Annotated in this window: 18 protein-coding genes; 14 read left to right on the top strand and 4 right to left on the bottom strand. The window is 43.2% G+C overall.

Features of this window, described 5'->3' with window-relative positions; genetic code table 11:
• Window positions 1–132: 132 nt before the first annotated feature.
• The 4 genes from larB to ACM0OZ_RS32260 all read left to right on the top strand — a co-directional run bounded on the left by larB (window position 133) and on the right by ACM0OZ_RS32260 (window position 2,472).
• Window positions 133–906 (top strand): nickel pincer cofactor biosynthesis protein LarB, encoded by a 774-nt coding sequence (gene larB, locus ACM0OZ_RS32275; protein ID WP_414586914.1) that lies wholly within the window; start codon window positions 133–135, stop codon window positions 904–906.
• A 74-nt stretch (window positions 907–980) separates the two neighbouring features.
• A complete protein-coding gene (locus ACM0OZ_RS32270; RefSeq protein ID WP_414586913.1) occupies window positions 981–1,496 on the top strand; it encodes a GNAT family N-acetyltransferase in 516 nt (171 codons plus the stop codon).
• Between the two features lie 213 nt (window positions 1,497–1,709).
• On the top strand, window positions 1,710–1,961 hold the full coding sequence (locus ACM0OZ_RS32265) for a DUF1778 domain-containing protein (RefSeq protein WP_414586935.1): 252 nt from the start codon (window positions 1,710–1,712) through the stop codon (window positions 1,959–1,961).
• Window positions 1,951–2,472 (top strand): GNAT family N-acetyltransferase, encoded by a 522-nt coding sequence (locus tag ACM0OZ_RS32260; RefSeq protein WP_414586911.1) that lies wholly within the window; start codon window positions 1,951–1,953, stop codon window positions 2,470–2,472. The genes ACM0OZ_RS32265 and ACM0OZ_RS32260 overlap by 11 nt, the downstream gene beginning before the upstream one ends.
• Window positions 2,473–2,646: 174 nt before the next feature.
• Here the strand turns inward: ACM0OZ_RS32260 and lepB are convergent, their stop codons facing one another.
• Together lepB and ACM0OZ_RS32250 are read right to left on the bottom strand one after the other, a co-directional pair.
• Entirely contained in the window at window positions 2,647–3,234 is a 588-nt protein-coding gene (gene lepB / locus ACM0OZ_RS32255) for a signal peptidase I (protein ID WP_414586910.1), read from the bottom strand.
• Between the two features lie 10 nt (window positions 3,235–3,244).
• Complete coding sequence (locus ACM0OZ_RS32250) at window positions 3,245–3,535, bottom strand: hypothetical protein (protein WP_414586909.1); 291 nt, start codon at window positions 3,533–3,535, stop codon at window positions 3,245–3,247.
• A 569-nt stretch (window positions 3,536–4,104) separates the two neighbouring features.
• On the opposite strand from ACM0OZ_RS32250, the gene ACM0OZ_RS32245 reads away from it, so the two are divergent.
• Both ACM0OZ_RS32245 and argH read left to right on the top strand, forming a co-directional pair.
• Complete coding sequence (locus tag ACM0OZ_RS32245; RefSeq protein WP_414586908.1) at window positions 4,105–4,854, top strand: hypothetical protein; 750 nt, start codon at window positions 4,105–4,107, stop codon at window positions 4,852–4,854.
• A gap of 50 nt (window positions 4,855–4,904) precedes the next feature.
• On the top strand, window positions 4,905–6,293 hold the full coding sequence (gene argH, locus ACM0OZ_RS32240) for an argininosuccinate lyase (protein ID WP_414586907.1): 1,389 nt from the start codon (window positions 4,905–4,907) through the stop codon (window positions 6,291–6,293).
• A 75-nt stretch (window positions 6,294–6,368) separates the two neighbouring features.
• Here argH and ACM0OZ_RS32235 read toward each other — a convergent pair whose 3' ends face one another.
• Entirely contained in the window at window positions 6,369–6,533 is a 165-nt protein-coding gene (locus tag ACM0OZ_RS32235; protein WP_198940821.1) for a hypothetical protein, read from the bottom strand.
• A 675-nt stretch (window positions 6,534–7,208) separates the two neighbouring features.
• On the opposite strand from ACM0OZ_RS32235, the gene ACM0OZ_RS32230 reads away from it, so the two are divergent.
• The 5 genes from ACM0OZ_RS32230 to ACM0OZ_RS32210 all read left to right on the top strand — a co-directional run bounded on the left by ACM0OZ_RS32230 (window position 7,209) and on the right by ACM0OZ_RS32210 (window position 12,028).
• Window positions 7,209–7,703, top strand: coding sequence for an NUDIX domain-containing protein (locus ACM0OZ_RS32230; RefSeq protein ID WP_041036883.1), 495 nt, complete (start codon window positions 7,209–7,211; stop codon window positions 7,701–7,703).
• Between the two features lie 170 nt (window positions 7,704–7,873).
• Window positions 7,874–8,686, top strand: coding sequence for an alpha/beta fold hydrolase (locus tag ACM0OZ_RS32225; protein ID WP_414586906.1), 813 nt, complete (start codon window positions 7,874–7,876; stop codon window positions 8,684–8,686).
• Between the two features lie 1,067 nt (window positions 8,687–9,753).
• A complete protein-coding gene (locus ACM0OZ_RS32220; protein WP_414586904.1) occupies window positions 9,754–10,416 on the top strand; it encodes a hypothetical protein in 663 nt (220 codons plus the stop codon).
• Between the two features lie 163 nt (window positions 10,417–10,579).
• Window positions 10,580–11,251, top strand: coding sequence for a hypothetical protein (locus tag ACM0OZ_RS32215; RefSeq protein WP_414586902.1), 672 nt, complete (start codon window positions 10,580–10,582; stop codon window positions 11,249–11,251).
• Window positions 11,252–11,380: 129 nt separating this feature from the next.
• Window positions 11,381–12,028 (top strand): hypothetical protein, encoded by a 648-nt coding sequence (locus ACM0OZ_RS32210; RefSeq protein WP_414586901.1) that lies wholly within the window; start codon window positions 11,381–11,383, stop codon window positions 12,026–12,028.
• Here ACM0OZ_RS32210 and ACM0OZ_RS32205 read toward each other — a convergent pair.
• Entirely contained in the window at window positions 12,025–12,867 is an 843-nt protein-coding gene (locus tag ACM0OZ_RS32205; protein ID WP_414586900.1) for a pantothenate kinase, read from the bottom strand. The two genes, ACM0OZ_RS32210 and ACM0OZ_RS32205, sit on opposite strands and share 4 nt — an antisense overlap.
• 231 nt (window positions 12,868–13,098) lie before the next feature.
• Between ACM0OZ_RS32205 and ACM0OZ_RS32200 the strand changes: the two genes are divergently transcribed.
• From ACM0OZ_RS32200 to ACM0OZ_RS32190, 3 genes are all read left to right on the top strand, one after another.
• Window positions 13,099–14,529 carry an FAD-dependent oxidoreductase gene (locus tag ACM0OZ_RS32200; protein ID WP_414586899.1) on the top strand — a complete coding sequence of 477 codons (1,431 nt, stop codon included), beginning with the start codon at window positions 13,099–13,101 and terminating at the stop codon, window positions 14,527–14,529.
• Between the two features lie 398 nt (window positions 14,530–14,927).
• Window positions 14,928–16,652, top strand: coding sequence for a diflavin flavoprotein (locus tag ACM0OZ_RS32195; protein WP_414586898.1), 1,725 nt, complete (start codon window positions 14,928–14,930; stop codon window positions 16,650–16,652).
• A gap of 138 nt (window positions 16,653–16,790) precedes the next feature.
• Window positions 16,791–18,503, top strand: coding sequence for a diflavin flavoprotein (locus tag ACM0OZ_RS32190; RefSeq protein ID WP_414586896.1), 1,713 nt, complete (start codon window positions 16,791–16,793; stop codon window positions 18,501–18,503).
• Window positions 18,504–18,535 lie beyond the last annotated feature (32 nt).

Raw genomic sequence — 18,535 nt, 5'->3', positions numbered from 1 at the left:
GTTATTAGTCATTGGTCATTAGTCATTGTAGAGACGCGCCATGGCGCGTCTGTACATCTTTGTCATTAGTCATTAGTTACCAAGGATAAAGGACTACTCAACAAAGAACAAGCGACAAAGGAAAACAAACAAATGACAGATGAAAAATCTTTGCGATCGCTCTTAGAAACCGTTGCCAATGGTAACATCACCCCAGATGCAGCATTAGAAAAACTCAAACACTTGAGTTATGAACCTGTCGGCGAGTTTGCCAAAATTGACCATCATCGCGCCTTGAGAACTGGTTTTCCAGAAGTCATTTGGGGACCTGGCAAAACTCCTGATCAAATTGCTCAAATTATGGAAGCTATGCGCCAACGCAATCCAGTGGTGATGGCAACACGCATAGAACCAGATGTTTTTGCCGCACTGGAAACAAAAGTTAATGGTCTGCGCTACTACGACTTAGCGCGAATTTGTGCTATCGCACCGCCTACCATTGAACCACAGTATCCTGGCACGATTGGGATTCTTTCTGCTGGCACTGCTGATTTACCTGTTGCTGAGGAAGCTGCTGTCACCGCAGAACTTTCTGGTTTCCGTGTGCAGCGGCTTTGGGATGTGGGAGTTGCAGGAATTCACCGCTTGCTCAATAACCGCCACGTCATTGAATCAGCATCCGTGTTGATTGTTGTCGCGGGGATGGAAGGCGCTTTACCCAGCGTGGTTGCAGGTTTGGCAGATTGTCCTGTTGTCGCTGTTCCTACCAGCATTGGTTACGGGGCAAGTTTTGGGGGTTTAGCGCCACTCTTGACAATGCTCAACTCTTGTGCAGCTGGTGTAGGTGTGGTGAATATTGATAATGGTTTTGGTGCAGCAGTACTGGCGGGGCAAATTCTGCGAACGGCTTATAAATTAAGGAGTTAAAATTTTGTTCACTTTGCAATTTGTGCAAGAATTTGAACTGGTGTTCACATAATTGGAGAAGAACGAGACGCGATATGGACAAAGCCCGGGTGTTGCATCTAGAAAAGGTAACGGAACACCACGCCGAACTGCTGTACTCCCACTTGAGCGACCCGAGATTATACGAATACCTAGAAGATGAGATCCCGAGTCTTTTGGATCTCAAGCAAAAGTTTAAGTTCGCCGCACTGGAAAAATCGCCAGATAACGACACTATGACCTGGCTGAAGTGGGTTGCGATACTCCCACAACAGCAGTATGTTGGAGTTGTTGAGATAGGTATTTTCGATGATGCATACGCAGAAATCGGCTTCATGACTTTCGTAGACTTCCAGAACCGGGGTTACGCGCCTGTCTACTGCTCCTTGGCGATCGCTCTTGCTCGAAGCCGCTTCGACTTTCCCGCGCTACACGCTTGTGTGAACGAGCACAACTATACCTCCCGTAAGGTGGTCGAGAAGCTTGGGTTTGAGCTGTACAACGTCAATAAAAACGCGGAGTTCGTCCAAGGAAATCTTTCCGATGAACTCATCTACCGTCTAACCTTCTGAATCTAAATGAGACGCACCCACTACTTGGAGAATTAAGACCATTCATTGGCTCTGGTTGAAGTACCTCCCTATTCTTCTTTAGTGAACTGTATTGAGGGATAAAGTTAATATTTGTGTGTACATTGTCCGTCAAGATTAGCTATGCTGTTATAAAGACTAAGCTAGAGGCGGAAATGAGTCATGTGAGAACGATCATCTGCAAAAGATTGCCGCATCGATTTACGAGTTACCCAAGAACAAAAAGAACTATTAGAACGTGCTGCGAATCTCAAAGGAATTTCTTTGAGTGCTTATACACTCTTTCATGTTTTGCCAGCCGCTAAAGAAGATATAAATGCTCATGAAAGGCTAGTGTTGTCTAATCGTGACAGAGATTTATTTATGTCAGTGATGGAAAATCCGCCAGAACTGAAAGGAAAACTCAAATCTGCTATCCACAAATATAAAAATAAGTATGACAAGTGATAGCGAGGCGAGATGGAATTTTGTACCAATTGATAAAAAATATCAAAGAGATTCTTTTGATTGCGGTTATCCAATTTTGAATGATTATCTCAAGAAATATGCGCGGCAAAATCATAATAAAGGAGTTGCTAAAACATTTGTCGCAATTCCGGTATCAGGAACTTTGAAAATTGATGGATATTATACTGTGAGCGCCAGCACTATTGAGTATGAATCTTTACCTGAATCTTATCAACGTGGAATGCCTGCTTATCCGATTCCAGCGATGTTGATTGGGAGATTAGCTGTAGATAACTCAGTTAAAGGACAAGGTTTGGGAGGCGAATTGTTAGCTGATGCTCTCTACCGTGGTGTTCGCGCTTCTGTTGAAATCGGGATATATGCTGTGAGAGTTGATGCTATCGATTTTCAAGCAAAGGAATTTTATCCTAGATATGAGTTTATTCCTTTTCAAGATCAGGAACTCTCACTATTTCTGCCGATGGCAACCATAATTCGAGAATTAAGTTAATTTAACTGCTATAGCAATCCCAAATCATTTGTGAGAAACAAGATCCCGGACTTCTTTGAGAAGTCCGGGATCTGTGGCTTTCAATTCTCACAAATCAGATAGGACTGCTATATACTGCTGCTATGGGATACCTACAATATTTATGCCGCCTTCACTAGTTTCTCAGTTGAACTACTAGTTTTGTTGTTCGCTTAAGATATTTATACGATTTGATGGCCAGTAGCGAACAGTTGCTCGACCAATGATGTGATCGCGAGGGACAAAACCCCAGTAGTGACCATCGCAGCTGTTGTTACGATTATCTCCCAAAACCAAATAAGAATTGGGTGGCACAATCTCAGGTCCCCATAAATACTGAGGTTTATCTGCGATGTAGTTCTCATGCAAAGGGCGAGAGTTAACGTATACGCGCCTTTCCTTGACCTCTATCTTCTCCCCAGGTAGTCCAATCACTCGCTTAATAAAAGGGCCTTCAGATTTCTCCGCTAACGCACATGCAGTAATAGTCTCTTTAGGTGGCCAAAATACTACAATGTCACCTCGCTCTGGGTTTTTAAAATGATAGCTCACTTTGTCTACCATCAAGCGGTCATTAATTTGTAGCGTTGGCTCCATTGAACCCGAAGGAATAAAATAGCCTGCTGCTGCAAAAGTACGAATTCCAAATGCCAGAAATAAGCTCAAGCCAATAGTCTTTATGCCTTCAATCAAGAGATTGGTGGGGTTTGACTGCTGGACATTCCTATTACGCTTTGGCAACATGAGTGTTTTATTATAATACTAAATATGATTGAGACTTAACTTCAAGCGCTTTTGTTCCGAAGCTTGATGTATCAGTGTCGTTCAAAAATCTGCGGAGGAGTCCTATAGGAGGTCCAGTTTGAATGGCAATGAGATGTTGTGGCAAGCAATGCTCAGGAATTTCAAACGGCGGTTGAGAATGGTGTTCTACGATAATGCCCTTCCATGCTTGCGGCTGACTCGCAAGAATAGGCTGGTTGGGTAGGATATCTGGTACGACTGTCTTTGGGGGTTCAGAAGTTTTAGGCTTATCCTCAAACACGATTTTTATCTCTCCCTATTAGGTTTCAAAGTAAGTTGATATATAGGGCAATCAATCCGCGCAGGCCTTGAAAACCATACTCTTTACTGAGGATAAGCCATACTGACTCACGCCAAACATTTTTCTAAAACTCCATTTTTCCAAAGTTCAAGAAACTATTAGTTTGAAATTTATTTTGAGCTATTCATCAAGTAGATACGAGATTTTTGTCTTGGAACAAAATCCCTGTGGTAAAGTCAATTTAATTGAAAACTTTTTTGATGAGATAATTACTAAATTTATTGCCACTTACAGCACTTCTTCTATGATTAGACAACTACTCCCTTCCCGGTCTAAGATTACCTATAATAATTAACTCTTCTCTCTGTGTCCTCTGCGCCTCTGCGGTTAAAAAATAGGTATTCTTCTGGCGGTAAGGGAGTAATATTTGGTTTTTTTTGCATATAAAAGCTTATGATATCGACCTTTGAGATATTGGTCAATGCCTACCTTACAGAAAACTGCTGTAAGCATAGCTAATTAAGAAATAGAATTTGTTATGTTTTATGAGTTAATTTTAGGAGATTTAAATGATTAGAGATAATTTACGACAACGGCGGCTTATCATTCTAAACTCATCTTTGTTCATAAGTATTTTGTTACTTGTAGTTAGAAGTTTATTTTTGCCTCATTCTTTCAACTATACACTCTTGTATTCTCTATTATCTATTAACTTAAAGCATAGTCTATTTACTCCAACTGTTTATTTTCTATGTTTATTAATAGTTTTTCTTGTTATTTCTATTTTTTCCGTTCAGTATTTTTTACAAAATTTTCAACGCAATCAATATAAATCGATAGTTCTTTTACTGATAACTCTACTTACTTTTATAAGTTTATGGTTAGCTCAATATCCTATTATCCTACCAGATTTTTATTTTCATTTACGAGAGCGTGAAGCAGTAGTTGCCATGATAAAATCTGGGGATTTACAACCCAATGAATCCCAAAGAATAAAGTTAGATAAACATATTTTATACAAAGTTTACCAGATGCAATTACCACCTCAGTATGCACATCTTTCTAAAAGTGGTGAAAGAGGTGGAGAAATCAATATTGTAGCTGATAAAGATAATAAAGCTAAAATAATTGTTTTCTTTACCAGTGTTGGTAAGTTTAAAGGAGAACCAAATTACACAGCTTGGATGTATAGATTAGATACTGGGACATCCATCGAAAAACACATCTTTGGAGTGAGAAATTTAACTTATTATGTTTGGCTCTTAGATTCTTTCAAAATAAATCAGAACTGGTTTTGGGTGGATGTCATTGAAGATTAACGTTAATTATTTCATAATTCATAATTTGCCATTCATAATTTTCCCACACCATGACAGAACAACAAACTTGGAGTCAACGATTTGAATCAGCACTCCATCCTGCAATAGCTCGGTTTAACGCTAGTATTAATTTTGACATGGAATTAATTGAGTATGACCTCACAGGCTCTCAAGCTCATGCCAAAATGCTGGCTCACACTGGGATCATTTCTCAAGCAGAAGGAGAGCAACTCGTTGCGGGTTTAGAGCAAATTCGCCAAGAATATCGCCAAGGCAAATTTCACCCAGGTATCGAAGCGGAAGACGTGCATTTTGCCGTTGAGCGGCGTCTTGTGGAAATTGTAGGCGATTTAGGTAAAAAGTTACACACTGCTCGTTCCCGCAATGACCAAGTAGGAACTGATACTAGGCTTTATCTGCGCGACCAAATCCAACAAATCGGCAACCAACTGCGAGAATTTCAACAAGTTTTACTAGATATTGCTGAAAACCACGTTGAAACACTGATTCCTGGATATACACACCTACAACGCGCCCAACCTCTGAGTTTAGCTCATCACTTGCTGGCATACTTTCAGATGGCGCAACGCGACTGGGAACGTTTAGCAGATGTTTCTCGCCGAGTTAATATTTCACCGTTGGGGTGTGGGGCTTTGGCTGGAACAACTTTCCCCATAGATCGTCACTACACAGCCCAACTTTTGGATTTTGAGGGAGTTTATGCAAACAGCCTCGACGGAGTGAGCGATCGCGATTTTGCGATCGAATTTCTCTGTGCTGCCAGTCTCATTATGGTTCACCTCAGCCGTCTTTGCGAAGAAGTGATTCTTTGGGCGTCAGAAGAATTTCGCTTTGTCACTCTCAAGGATAGCTGCGCTACTGGTTCTAGCATTATGCCCCAAAAGAAAAACCCCGACGTACCGGAACTGGTGCGGGGGAAAACTGGACGTGTATTTGGTCATCTCCAGGCAATGTTAGTCATGATGAAGGGGCTACCCTTGGCGTACAACAAAGACCTGCAAGAGGACAAGGAAGGTTTATTTGATAGTGTTAATACTGTTAAAGCTTGTTTGCAAGCAATGACGATCTTACTCCAAGAAGGTTTGGAATTTCGTAAAGAGCGCTTAGCACAAGCAGTCACAGAAGACTTCTCTAACGCTACCGATGTAGCAGATTATCTTGCCGCACGCGGTGTACCTTTCCGGGAAGCATACAATCTTGTGGGCAAAGTGGTAAAAACTAGTATTGCTGCCGGGAAACTCCTCAAAGATCTGAGCTTGGAGGAGTGGAAGCAAGTGCATCCAGCATTTGCAGAAGACATTTACGAGGTGATATCGCCTCGGCAAGTCGTTGCTGCTCGTAATAGCTATGGTGGCACAGGTTTTGCCCAAGTAAGGCAAGCACTTCTTGCCGCCCGCGCTCAAATAACTGCTGAATAATCAACAAGGGCGTACAAAAATGTACGCCCAGACATTTCAAAGAGCTATGGGGCAAAAAACATTTCAACTGGTAACTTATTCAGCATCAATTGCTGCTGCGCCCTCATCTTCTTCGCTCTTCGGCGGTCGTTGTTGGAACCTTCTTTGGAAACGCCCGGTTGTGGTTCGTTTACGAAACTTTCGGGCATATGCCTGGTTCCGTAGCGCCTTTTCTTTTTTTGGATTGCGGCGCTTAGCCATGTTCACCTCATGAATAAACAACAAAAAAAACTGCCTCTAGGCTCAATCTAGGCAATAACACTTATTAGTATGACTTATGCAATTTTAGCCTAGTTCTGCAAGTTACATACTTTCAGACGGTCAATAATAGTAGCACATTTATTTTTTTGATGTCAATTGCTCTCCAGAATGATCACTCTGCTGACAATTGCTAGTTCTGCGTATTGCGAATGCTCAAATTGCCGGAGCTTCCCAATTTGATAGCTAATTATAACCCTGCCTCAGCATTGTAGTTATTAGGGAAAGCTGCTCGTTTCAAGAGAAATTGTGATGAAAAAATTCTAGAAAAGTAAAAATACAAATATAGTTGGGAGACCTATTTAAGTTTTCAATTCAACTGATTATTTTTTTTTATTTATCTGATGAATTTGTATCAAAAAACAGATATTGTTGCTGGTGACAGCAAGTATAATGCTTTTGCTATAAGCTAAAAATGACATCGGCTCAGAATTATATGTATATATACATACACTGTTTTTCTTTTCAGTAAATGGTAGAATTAATTTAAATTCTACGATAAATCGTTAGAATAAAACCCCAAACCACGAACATTGTTGTAAAATAAGCAACTCAGCATTACAGTTGAGAAAGTGTGAGTGGCGGGGAACTCTACACTACAAGGCAGACATTTGAAAATTGAACGTTCTTGCTTTTTTTGGTGTGACTGTTCAGTCCACACGTAACTTATGGCGTATTGGACAAACCGTACTGGGCATTATCTTCCGTCATCCCATCCCAGGCACGAGTATTATCCCTATTTTGCCAGATGGTCAAATTGTGCTCATCCGCAGGCGTGACAATGGTCTGTGGGCATTACCTGGGGGTATGGTGGACTGGGGAGAAGATGTTCCCAATGCTGTCCAACGAGAGTTGATGGAGGAAACCGGACTAGAACTGGTAAAAATTCGGCGTTTAGTTGGTGTTTACTCCGCACCCGACCGCGATCCTAGAATTCATTCCATTTGTATTGTAGTTGAAGCAGAAGTGCGGGGAAAAATGGAAATTCAAGATACTTTGGAAGTGATGGAAATCCAAGCTTTTCCACTCAATTCCCTACCTCCAGGACAGATGTCTCACGACCATAATCGCCAGTTACAAGACTATCTAGATGGCTTGACAACATTGGCGTAATGCTATTTTAGATTTTGGATTTTGGATTAAGACTGGTTAGTAGAACAACTAACAAATGTACAGACGCTTCAAACAGCGCGTCTCTACAAGTACCAACTCATAATTAACAGCTAACAATTCTCAATCCAAAATCTGCTAAAAATAACTTTTATATTAAATAATTAAATAATATGGATTATCCATTGCGTAATTCCCGGATAAGGCTTTCTCAAGGGATACTTTTCTGGCGTGAAATTGGTGAAGGAACGTCTTTAGTTTTCTTACATGGTGCTTGGAATGATAGCAGCCAGTGGGTATCTGTTATGGAGATACTGTCGCGGGATTTCCATTGCTTTGCTCCAGATTTATTCGGATTTGGTGAGTCAGAGTTTCCGAATGTCCACTATTCAATTGATTTGGAAGTTGAGTCTTTAGCTCAATTCCTACACGCTTTAAAGCAACAAAGGGTGTATTTAATTGGAGATTCCCTTGGGGGTTGGATTGCTGCTAGCTATGCTTTGAAGTATCCAGAACAAATTAATGGTTTGGTACTACTAGCGCCAGAGGGTGTAAAGATAGAAGGACAAAAACAGCGATCGCAGAGAATGCAGCGGATACTGAAACGTCCACCACTGGTGTTTCAATTGTTGCGACTTCTTCGTCCGATCACCAAAATCTTTGGTTTGCATGAACAAATTGAACAGGATTGGCATTTTCATCAGGTGATGCTGGAATATCCTACAGCCTGCGAGCTCCTCTTTGAGCGCAAGCATCCAGAAATTCAGGCAGAATTACTGGATGACCAATTGTCATTCATCACAGTCCCAGTTCTCATTCTACAAGGTGGAAAAGATACTTCAGAAGCTATAGCTATGAGTCGGGCTTATGCTCAATATATTCCTCAAGCAGAGTTGAAAACAATTGCTCACGGAGGAAATGATTTACCACAGTCCTGTGCCCCAGTTGTGGCTGGAGATATTCGCAACTTTCTTAAGGGTAAGTAATGCACTGCAATCCCAGCTTTCTGAGACTGCAAATAAACTAATAAGTGGCTGTTGGCGATCGCCACGCCATCGCAGCAAAAAAGTAGAGTGATAAATATTATATCTTTATCTCATAATTGTAGCGTTTCTCGGTTGCATACACCACGCCGTAAAGGCACAGCAATGCTTATTGGTGTCAACAATCACGTTCAACCGTTTATTCCAGGTTAATTTACCCCACCCCTTGATCCCCTCCCCTTGTTAAGGGGAGGGGCGGTTTGCCTCGTTCCCAGCCTCAGGCTGGGAATGCCTATTCGAAGGCTTTGCCTGCCTTAACAGCGGCAGAGCTGCTTCAAGGGCATTTCCAGCTGGAACCTGGAAACGAGATTTTAGAAGGGTTTTGGGTTAAGTTGACACCAATGAGTAATGCTGTGCCCTACAAATAAACATTTTCACTTACCCCTCAGAACTTTCCGATGACCCAGCTTCCTACTTAAGTCTTGGAATTAAATACTTTGATCCCGCAACGGGAGAGCAGCTTAACCTTATCCCCGATCTGTATACCAACTTTCAAGTTGTCCGTAGGCAACCTGTCCCTGAATCCGATTCCACCTTGAGTGTCTTAGCTGTTGCTATTACAAGTGCAACTTTACTATTAAAACGCAAGATGAACAAAAGAGTGCAGCCAAGCTAACGGTAAAAATACGCTTCCCAACCCCGTGAGTGTGGAAGCCTGAAACTAACAGAACTTACGCAATTGCTGACAGTTCCACAGTAGGATAACCAGGTACATCTACCTTTACTAACAAAAACGGTCTTCGTCAAAGATGTCAGTTGTAAGCTAATTGCCTTTGGAGCATAGGAGAATATTTTTTGGACGTATATTATATCTACATATTTACCAATACCAAATATTAAGCGTTAGCTTTACAGAAACAATACTAAAACTTTATTACAAATTTATACTTAAGTCTTTTTATATCTACCTATAGGCACTATGGGCAATAGATTACAAAGCTCAAAAATCAAGCTAAATGATTAATTTTTCTGCATTGCCAGATTGTTTTCACTAATCATCCAGGGGATACATGGAAATAAAAAAATTATCTATGGCTGTTGCAGGAGCAGCATTTATCGCTGTCTTAACTGGAGTTACAGCGCCAGTTCAAGCTGCTCTATTAGACTTCAGCTTTACGACAGAAAGCGGCGCAACAGGTTCGTTTACCTTGGACACGGACACTCCCTCTTCTTCTGAACCAGGTATATTTGGACCTGGGGTTACAGGGATTTCATATCCTAATGCTGTCTCTAATTTCTCTGTTTCTGCACCCTATGTAAATTTGAGCAACGTCACTACTGACTTTAATGTTGTCCCATCTATTACTTCTGATTTTATAGGTTTTCCTGCTAATTTGGGGGTTCTTAGCGGTGTTAGTTATCCACCCGGATGCATAACAGTACCAGGCTTCACCTGTTTATTTGACGTTGCGGTACTTTACTCAGGAAATCTTTCAGAACTTCCCGTACTTTCTGACAATCCACTTTCCTACTCTAGAGGTGCGGGTATTAGATTCTATAATCCCACAACTCAAGAGCGGCTGCTCACCGACAATATTACCAATCTTCAAGTTGTCCGTAAGCAACCGGTTCCTGAGTCAGGCTCTAGCTTGAATGTATTAGCTTTTGGTATTGGGGGCGCAGGTTTACTACTCAAACGTAAGAAGAACAGCAACAAGCCGCTAGCCATCTAAAAAAATAGCGATGGGCTACGTCCCGCCGTAGGCGAAGGCGATCGCATTTCCCAAAATATCAAATTTTGTTTCACACTTAAAGACGCTGCAATTTCAGGAAACTGGGATTGCAAATAGTTTACTACCAAGGTGCAATCGCATGATTAAGGAAATATGTATGGAGATGAAAAGGTTATCTATGACTGTTGCAGGAGCGGCATTTACGGCTCTCTTAACTGTAGCTGTAGCTCCAGTTCAAGCTGCCCCGCTAGAGTTTAACTTTAGTACTGAAAGGGGCGCAACAGGTTCTTTTACCCTAGAAACGGACACTCCTCCCTCTAGCGAGCCAGCCTTATTAAGGATGGGGTTTACAGGGATTTCATACCCTAATGCTGTCTCTAACTTCTCTTTTTCAGCGCCCTATATAAATTTGAGCAGCGTCACCACTGACTTTAATGTCGTCCCATCCTTTACTTCTGATTTTATTGGTCTTCCTGCTAATTTGGGGGTTGTTAGCGCTGTTAGTTATCCACCAGGATGCATAACAGCACCAGGTTTAACCTGTTTATTTGATATTGCTGTACTCTACTCAGGTAACCTTTCAGAATTGCCCGAACTTTCTGATAAGCCCAATTCCTACTCTATAGGTCTTGGTGTTGATTTCTACGATCCGACAACTCGAGAGCGTCTCCGTGACGATATTACCAATCTTCAAGTTGTCCTTAGGCAACCTATCCCTGAATCAGGATCTAGCTTGAGTTTATTAGCTTTTGGTATTGCAAGCGTAGGTTTACTACTGAAACGTAATTTGGACAGAACAGGTAAGGCTACACAAGCCTTAATTCATGGCTCATAGTTTTTTGCCGCATTCCCCAAAATATCAAATTTTGTTTCACATTTAAACGCGCTGCAATTTCAGGAAATTGGGATTGCAAATAGTTTACTACCAAGGTGCGATCGCATGATTAAGCAAATATTTATGGATATGAAAAGGTTATCTATGGCTGTTGCAGGAGCAGCATTTCTAACTTTGGGAACTGTAGCTGTAAATCCAGCTCAAGCTGCTCTACTTGACTTTAGCTTTACTAGTCAAAGTGGTGCAACAGGAACATTTACCTTAGATACAGAAACTCCCCCCTCTAGTGAGCCAGCTTTAGGACTTGGACCTGACAATCCAGGGATTTTATACTCCAATGCTGTTTCTAACTTCTCTTTTTCATCACCACAGCTTCAGGTAAGTGGTGAAACTGCTGACTGGGAAGTTATCCCATCTATTTTTCTTGGTCCTCCTGGTAGTCCGGTTCTTGCTGGTGTTGATTATCCAACTGGGTGTGCAAGGGGAACTAATTTCACCTGTGTCATTAATATTGGTGTAGGCTACGCAGGGAACCTTCCAAAACTTTCCGATGACCCTAATTCCTACCCTTCCGACCTTACAGGTCTTGGTGTTATGTTAATTGACCCCATAACGCGAGAATCGGTTGGAATTGAGGAATTTACCCAATTTCAAGTAGTCCGTAAACAAGTTGTCCCTGAATCAGACTCTGGCTTAGGTGTATTAGCTTTTGGTATTGCTGGCGCAGGTTTACTACTGAAACGCAATTTGGACAGAAAGAAGCAGGTAGTTATCTAAAAAAATAGCGATCGCATTCCCCAAAATATCAAATTCTGTTCCACCATCAAACGCGCTGCAATCTCAGGAAACTGGGATTGCAGATAGTTTACTAACAAAGTGCGATCGCCTCCAGTCATTGCAATATTCCCTTGCGGAAAATCGCGCCACCACGCCTCAATAAAATCTTTGATTCCTGCTACTAGGGTATAGATAACCCCACTTTGCATAGCCTGTTGAGTATTAAGAGCATACCGCTGGGGAAGTTGCTGCGGTAATTCAACTTTTGGTAATTGTCCTGTTCTTCCACTAAGAGTCGCAAGCTGTAAGCCTAACCCTGGTAAAATTGCGCCTCCCACAAAACACTGATTAGCATCAGCACCTGTAAATGTCAGTGCTGTTCCAGCATCAATCACCAACATGGGAAAACCCCAAGTCTGTGCAGCACCCCACAAAGCCAAGGCGCGGTCGATTCCCAGTGTAGGATAAATCCCTTTTATGGGGACTTGGTCTAAGGTAATAATGCGAACATTTGGATAAGTTTGCCATAGTGCGGTTTGACTGGGAACGACAGAAGCGAGGAGGAGGGGAAGAGGGGGGGATGAGGGAGGGAGGGAGAGAGGGAGGGAGGGAGATGAGGGAGATGAGGGAGATGAGGGAGAGGTAAATTTCTCCTTGTTAGGTGGGAAAATTTCTGGTGGTAGGTTGTGCAGTGTTTGAGATTGAGATAGTTGCTGGACAATATCTGCTGGTAGATAGTCTGTATCCCAAGCATGAATGAGGGTTTCGCGTGCAAAGTGCGCCCAATGTAGCCGGGAATTTCCAATCATCAAAGCTAGCCAGAAAGAGCTATTAACCATTCACTATCAAATCAAGATAAAAAGAGCGCTTCTCAACAGAGTTATACTCTAAATTACAGCGGTTTTCAGCTAAAATGGGCATTGCTTACTAATATCTCAAATGTCTATCACATAAGCTTTTATGAGTAATGCCCACCCTGAAATTTGGGATTTAATCATAAAATAAGCGCTGTAATCTTTGTAAAGAGTAAGATTTACAGAGTGAAAAATCTTTAGTTTGGTAAACGCATAATGTCTACCTACATAGAGGCACAACAAAACATCCGCAATGGAAGTCATGCCGTAGTGATTGGCGGTAGCATGGCTGGACTACTGGCAGCGAGAATTTTAGTAGAACATTTTGAGCATGTTACTGTGGTGGAACGCGATCGCTTACCGCAGGAACCAGAACAGCGTCCGGGAGTACCCCAAGCTCATCACGTCCATGTATTGCTAACCCAAGGTCAACGCATTCTGGAGCAACTGTTTCCCGGTATAAAAGCTGAATTAGCAGCAGCTGGTGCGCCTAGTGTAGACTGGGTAGCAGAATGCTCCTGTTTGAATTTGTGGGGTTGGGTATCCCTTGGTTCTTCAGACTTAATCACTCGCACTTGTAGTCGTGCCTTATTAGAATGGGTGGTTCGTCGTCGTTTAAGTAACTATAGCAACCTGCAATTTTTGCCAACAACTCAGGTAAAGGGATTGCTGAATGACAATACCAATTCCAGAGTCAAAGGGCTACAAGTGCGCGGTCATGATGATTCTCACACAACAGAATTAGCAGCCGATTTGATTGTTGATGCCAGTGGACGCAATTCTCAACTGCCCAACTGGTTAGAAGAAATTGGTTACGAACCCCCTACTGAAACCGTCATTAACTCTTTTTTAGGTTACAGTACCCAGTGGTATGAACGCCCGGAAGGTTTCCAGGCTGATTGGAAGGCGTTATTAGTAGCTGCCAAACCGCCTCATGACAAGCGTGGAGGTGTCATTTTTCCCATTGAAGGTAACCGTTGGCAAGTACTCGTATCGGGTATTGGTCGAGACTATCCACCTACTGATGAAGCAGGCTTCATGGAATTTGTCCGCAGCCTCCGTACCCCAGCAATTTACAACGCACTTCAAAGCGCTAAACCCATTTCTCCAGTCTATAGCTATCGGCGTACAGAGAATTGCTGGCGTCATTACGAAAAGCTTTCTAGATTGCCAGAAGGATTGGTGGCTATTGGGGATGCTGTTTGTGCTTTCAATCCTGTTTACGGTCAGGGTATGACTGTTGCTGCGTTGAGTGCTTTAACCCTTAACCAGTGCTTGCAGGAGCAATTCCGGTATCAAAAGGGCAACTTCACAGGTTTAACTAAGCACTTTCAGAAGCAGCTATCTAAAGTTTTGCAAACTCCCTGGCTAATGGCAACAGGTGAAGATTTCCGTTGGGAAACTACCTCTGGTGGTCATCCTGACAAAATCACCCAACTGATGCACCGATACATGGATCAAATCATGCTGCTATCAATTAGCAATCCCAAAATATACCGCAGTTTTGCAGAAGTGACACATTTGGTTAAGCCTTCAAGAACGCTTTTTGCACCTGAAATTCTCGTACGAGTGATAGGGACCTTGCTAAATCAAAGTAGACAGGAGAAAGCCCTAAGACAAGGAGCCTATGCACCAAAGCAGGGATAGAACGAGGGGCGTTGCTGAATCCATGTATGAAAAAGATGTCGTGTGATTCCAAACCCTTGTAGAGACGTACCATGTGAGTCCAGCGCTGCAGGAGGGTTTCCCGACAGCAGGCGACTGGCTCTCCCGTTGGGGTACGTCTCTGCACTTGGATTCATACTTCAAATCAGCAACGCCGAACGAGGAATATGTGGAATGTAGATGACATAGCCTGCAATGGCAGGCTATTTTGCACAGTATTTGTCTTGTGGACTTTGTTTGACAAACCCCAGCCTGTAACCGACTATCTGACACTTTTAGTTTTTTTAAGTTATCTATAGATTTTTTATTAAAACTTTACAAATAACTCGTGTCACAATAGGGACAGAGTAATAAATACTCAGTTGCTAAGGAGGCTGGTTATGGTAGCGCTCACCGAAAGAACAAAAAAAAGGCTAACCATGCAGACTGTCGAGATTGCTCCGGATACGACGGCAATCCGTTCTCTGGATTGGGATCGCGATCGCTTCGACATCGAGTTTGGTCTGCAAAATGGTACTACATACAATTCATTCCTGATACGCGGTGAGCAAACAGCTCTGGTGGATACGTCGCATGAAAAGTTTCGCCAGCTGTTTTTGGATACCCTCAAAGGTTTGATAAATCCCGCAGAAATTAATTATCTCATTATTAGCCATACTGAGCCAGACCACAGCGGTTTAGTCAAAGATGTTCTGCAACTTGCGCCGGATGTCACCGTTGTTGGTTCCAAAGTGGCAATCCAGTTTCTTGAGAATTTGGTGCATACTCCGTTTAAGCGGCAAATTGTCAAAAATGGCGATCGCCTGGATTTGGGCAACGGACACGAACTAGAATTCGTGATTGCACCCAATTTACACTGGCCCGATACTATCTTCTCCTTCGACCACAAAACCCAAACTCTCTTCACCTGCGATGCCTTTGGGATGCACTATTGCTCAGATAGTACGTTTGACGAAGACTTAAAAACGATTGAAGCAGATTTTGAATATTACTACGAATGCCTGATGGCTCCCAATGCTCGTTCAGTTCTGTCTGCCCTCAAACGGATGGATGAACTGAAAAAAATCAGCATGATTGCCACAGGTCACGGGCCACTATTATACCACAATGTTGACGAACTGACAGGACGCTATCGTACGTGGAGCAAAACCCAGGCAAAAGCAGAAACAACTGTTGCAGTATTTTATGTTTCAAATTACGGATATAGCGATCGCCTAGCGCAAGCAATTGCCACCGGCATCACCAAAACAGGCGTTGGTGTAGAACTGGTGGACTTGCGTTCTGGAGTTGATTTACAAGAGTTGCGGGAACTTGTAGGTCGGTGTGCTGGAATTGTTGTCGGAATACCTCCAGCTTCTAGTGCAGCCAGTATCCAATCGGCTCTGAGCACGATTATAGGCTCTGTTAATGAAAAGCAAGCAGTAGGCGTCTTTGAATCAGGCGGTGGCGATGACGAACCGATTGACCCGTTGCTGAGTAAATTCCGAAATTTGGGTTTAACACCAGCCTTCTCAGGAATTCGGATTAAAGAAACTCCAGGGGAAGCTACATACAAACTGTGTGAAGAAGCAGGGACAGACTTAGGTCAGTGGGTGACGCGCGATCGCAGCATCAAGCAGATGAAATCTCTCGGTGCTGACCTCGACAAAGCATTAGGCAGAATCAGCGGCGGATTATACATCATCACTGCCAAAAAAGGTGATGTGTCCAGCGCCATGTTAGCTTCTTGGGTAAGTCAAGCCAGCTTCAAACCCTTGGGAATATCAATAGCTGTCGCTAAAGATAGGGCGATTGAATCACTCATGCAAGTAGGTGATAAATTTGTCCTCAACGCCCTGGAAGAAGGCAATTATCAACGTCTCATGAAGCACTTCCTCAAACGCTTTGCCCCAGGTGCTGACCGCTTTGAAGGAGTGAAAACCCAGCCAGCCGAAAACGGTGCGCCCATCCTTGCTGACGCCTTGGCATATATGGAGTGTGAAGTTATCAGTCGGATGGATGGTGGCGACCACTGGATTGTCTACAGCACCGTTTATGCAGGACGCGTTTCCAAACCGGATGCACTAACAGCGGTTCACCATCGCAAAGTCGGAAATCATTACTAAGTAAAAGGGACTGGGGATTAGGGATTAGGGATTAGGGATTGGGTAAGGTGCGAATCTTCACGCGGATTATTCTCTTTCCCCAGTACCCAATCCCCAGTACCCAATCCCCAGTGTTCTTTTTTCTTTCTTTCAAAAGCCATGACATCTACAAAACCCCGTGACGTTCAGGTTCTCCCCATCGCTACAGACACAACTGTGCTTCGTTCTCGCAGTTGGTCACGCCTGAGATTTGAAATAGAATATGCTCTAGCAAAGGGGACAACTGCTAATTCATATCTGATCAAAGCAGATAAAACCGCCTTAATTGACCCTCCAGGGGAAACGTTTACGCAAATTTACTTAGAAGCCTTGCAGCAGCGGTTCGATTTAACAGATATTGATTACGTCATTCTTGGTCACGTCAATCCCAACCGCGCCGCAACTTTAAAAGCTTTGCTGGAACTCGCACCGCAAATAACTTTTGTTTGTTCTAACCCAGGCGCAATAAATTTGCGTGGCGCACTGGAAAATCCAGATTTGCCAGTTATCGTGATGCGCGGGGAAGAAACTTTAGATTTAGGCAAAGGTCATAATTTGCAATTTATCCCCACCCCCAACCCCCGCTATCCAGACCAACTTTGCACCTACGACCCGCAAACAGAAATTCTCTACACAGATAAGCTTTTTGGGGCGCATATTTGTGGCGACCAGGTTTTTGATGAAGGCTGGGAGATATTTAACGAAGATAGGCGCTATTATTTTGATTGCTTGATGGCTCCTCATGCTCGTCAAGTGGAAACAACGCTGGATAAACTTGCCGACCTGCCCGTGAGATTGTATGCAACTGGGCACGGTCCTTTGGTACGCTATGCCTTAGTCGAACTGACGAAAGCTTACCGCCAGTGGAGTCAGCAGCAAACATCTGCCGATACAACGGTAGCGTTGATTTATGCCTCAGCGTATGGAAACACGGCAACTTTAGCGCAGGCGATCGCCCGTGGCATGACAAAAGCAGGCGTTGCTGTAGAATCAATTAACTGCGAATTCGCTGACTCCGAAGAAATCCGCGCTGCAGTTGAAAAAGCATCCGGCTTTGTCATTGGTTCTCCTACCCTTGGCGGTCATGCACCGACTCCTGTCCAAACAGCTTTGGGTATTGTTCTTTCCACAGCCACTAACAACAAACTTGCAGGTGTCTTTGGTTCTTTCGGCTGGAGTGGAGAAGCAGTTGATTTAATCGAAGGCAAACTCAAAGATGCTGGATATCGGTTTGGGTTTGACAGCATCCGCGTCAAGTTTAAACCCAACGATGCCACTTTGCAAATGTGTGAAGAAGCAGGAACCGACTTTGCCCAAGCCCTGAAGAAAGCTAAAAAAGTCCGTACCCCCAGCCAACCCGCAACAAATGTTGAACAAGCAGTTGGGCGCGTTGTTGGTTCACTATGCGTTCTTACAGCAAAGCAAGGCGATATATCCAGTGCGATGTTAGCTTCTTGGGTGTCTCAGGCAAGTTTTAACCCTCCTGCTTTAACAGTTGCTGTGGCGAAAGACCGCGCTGTGGAACTACTGACGCATTCTGGAAACAAATTCGTCCTCAACGTTCTTAAAGAAGGAAATCACATAGGGTTGATGAAGCACTTTCTCAAACCCTTTGGTCCCGGACAAAACCGATTTGAGGGTGTATCCGCCCAAGAAGCCGAAAATGGCTCTCCCGTTCTCACTGATGCTTTAGCATACTTAGAATGCTCGGTAAAAAACCGGATGGAAGCAGGCGACCATTGGCTTGTTTATGCGACTGTGGATAACGGCAAATTGCTAGATGATGATGGTATCACCGCTGTGCATCACCGCAAATCTGGTAACCATTATTAAGGTGATACTAAGCCCGTTTAAACACTCATCAT

The sequence above is a fragment of the Scytonema sp. PCC 10023 genome (assembly GCF_963920835.1).
GTDB lineage: Bacteria > Cyanobacteriota > Cyanobacteriia > Cyanobacteriales > Nostocaceae > Kalymmatonema.
The sequence above is the reverse complement of the archived record's forward strand: the minus strand, read 5'-3'. Positions and strand labels throughout refer to the sequence as shown.

Bases quoted from the DNA above. Each gene is read 5' to 3' on its own strand.
- larB (WP_414586914.1), top strand. From the start codon at position 133: ATGACAGATGAAAAATCTTTGCGATCGCTCTTAGAAACCGTTGCCAAT.
- ACM0OZ_RS32270 (WP_414586913.1), top strand. From the start codon at position 981: ATGGACAAAGCCCGGGTGTTGCATCTAGAAAAGGTAACGGAACACCAC.
- ACM0OZ_RS32260 (WP_414586911.1), top strand. From the start codon at position 1,951: ATGACAAGTGATAGCGAGGCGAGATGGAATTTTGTACCAATTGATAAA.
- lepB (WP_414586910.1), bottom strand. From the start codon at position 3,234: ATGTTGCCAAAGCGTAATAGGAATGTCCAGCAGTCAAACCCCACCAAT.
- ACM0OZ_RS32245 (WP_414586908.1), top strand. From the start codon at position 4,105: ATGATTAGAGATAATTTACGACAACGGCGGCTTATCATTCTAAACTCA.
- argH (WP_414586907.1), top strand. From the start codon at position 4,905: ATGACAGAACAACAAACTTGGAGTCAACGATTTGAATCAGCACTCCAT.
- ACM0OZ_RS32235 (WP_198940821.1), bottom strand. From the start codon at position 6,533: ATGGCTAAGCGCCGCAATCCAAAAAAAGAAAAGGCGCTACGGAACCAG.
- ACM0OZ_RS32225 (WP_414586906.1), top strand. From the start codon at position 7,874: ATGGATTATCCATTGCGTAATTCCCGGATAAGGCTTTCTCAAGGGATA.
- ACM0OZ_RS32220 (WP_414586904.1), top strand. From the start codon at position 9,754: ATGGAAATAAAAAAATTATCTATGGCTGTTGCAGGAGCAGCATTTATC.
- ACM0OZ_RS32215 (WP_414586902.1), top strand. From the start codon at position 10,580: ATGAAAAGGTTATCTATGACTGTTGCAGGAGCGGCATTTACGGCTCTC.
- ACM0OZ_RS32210 (WP_414586901.1), top strand. From the start codon at position 11,381: ATGAAAAGGTTATCTATGGCTGTTGCAGGAGCAGCATTTCTAACTTTG.
- ACM0OZ_RS32205 (WP_414586900.1), bottom strand. From the start codon at position 12,867: ATGGTTAATAGCTCTTTCTGGCTAGCTTTGATGATTGGAAATTCCCGG.
- ACM0OZ_RS32200 (WP_414586899.1), top strand. From the start codon at position 13,099: ATGTCTACCTACATAGAGGCACAACAAAACATCCGCAATGGAAGTCAT.
- ACM0OZ_RS32195 (WP_414586898.1), top strand. From the start codon at position 14,928: ATGGTAGCGCTCACCGAAAGAACAAAAAAAAGGCTAACCATGCAGACT.
- ACM0OZ_RS32190 (WP_414586896.1), top strand. From the start codon at position 16,791: ATGACATCTACAAAACCCCGTGACGTTCAGGTTCTCCCCATCGCTACA.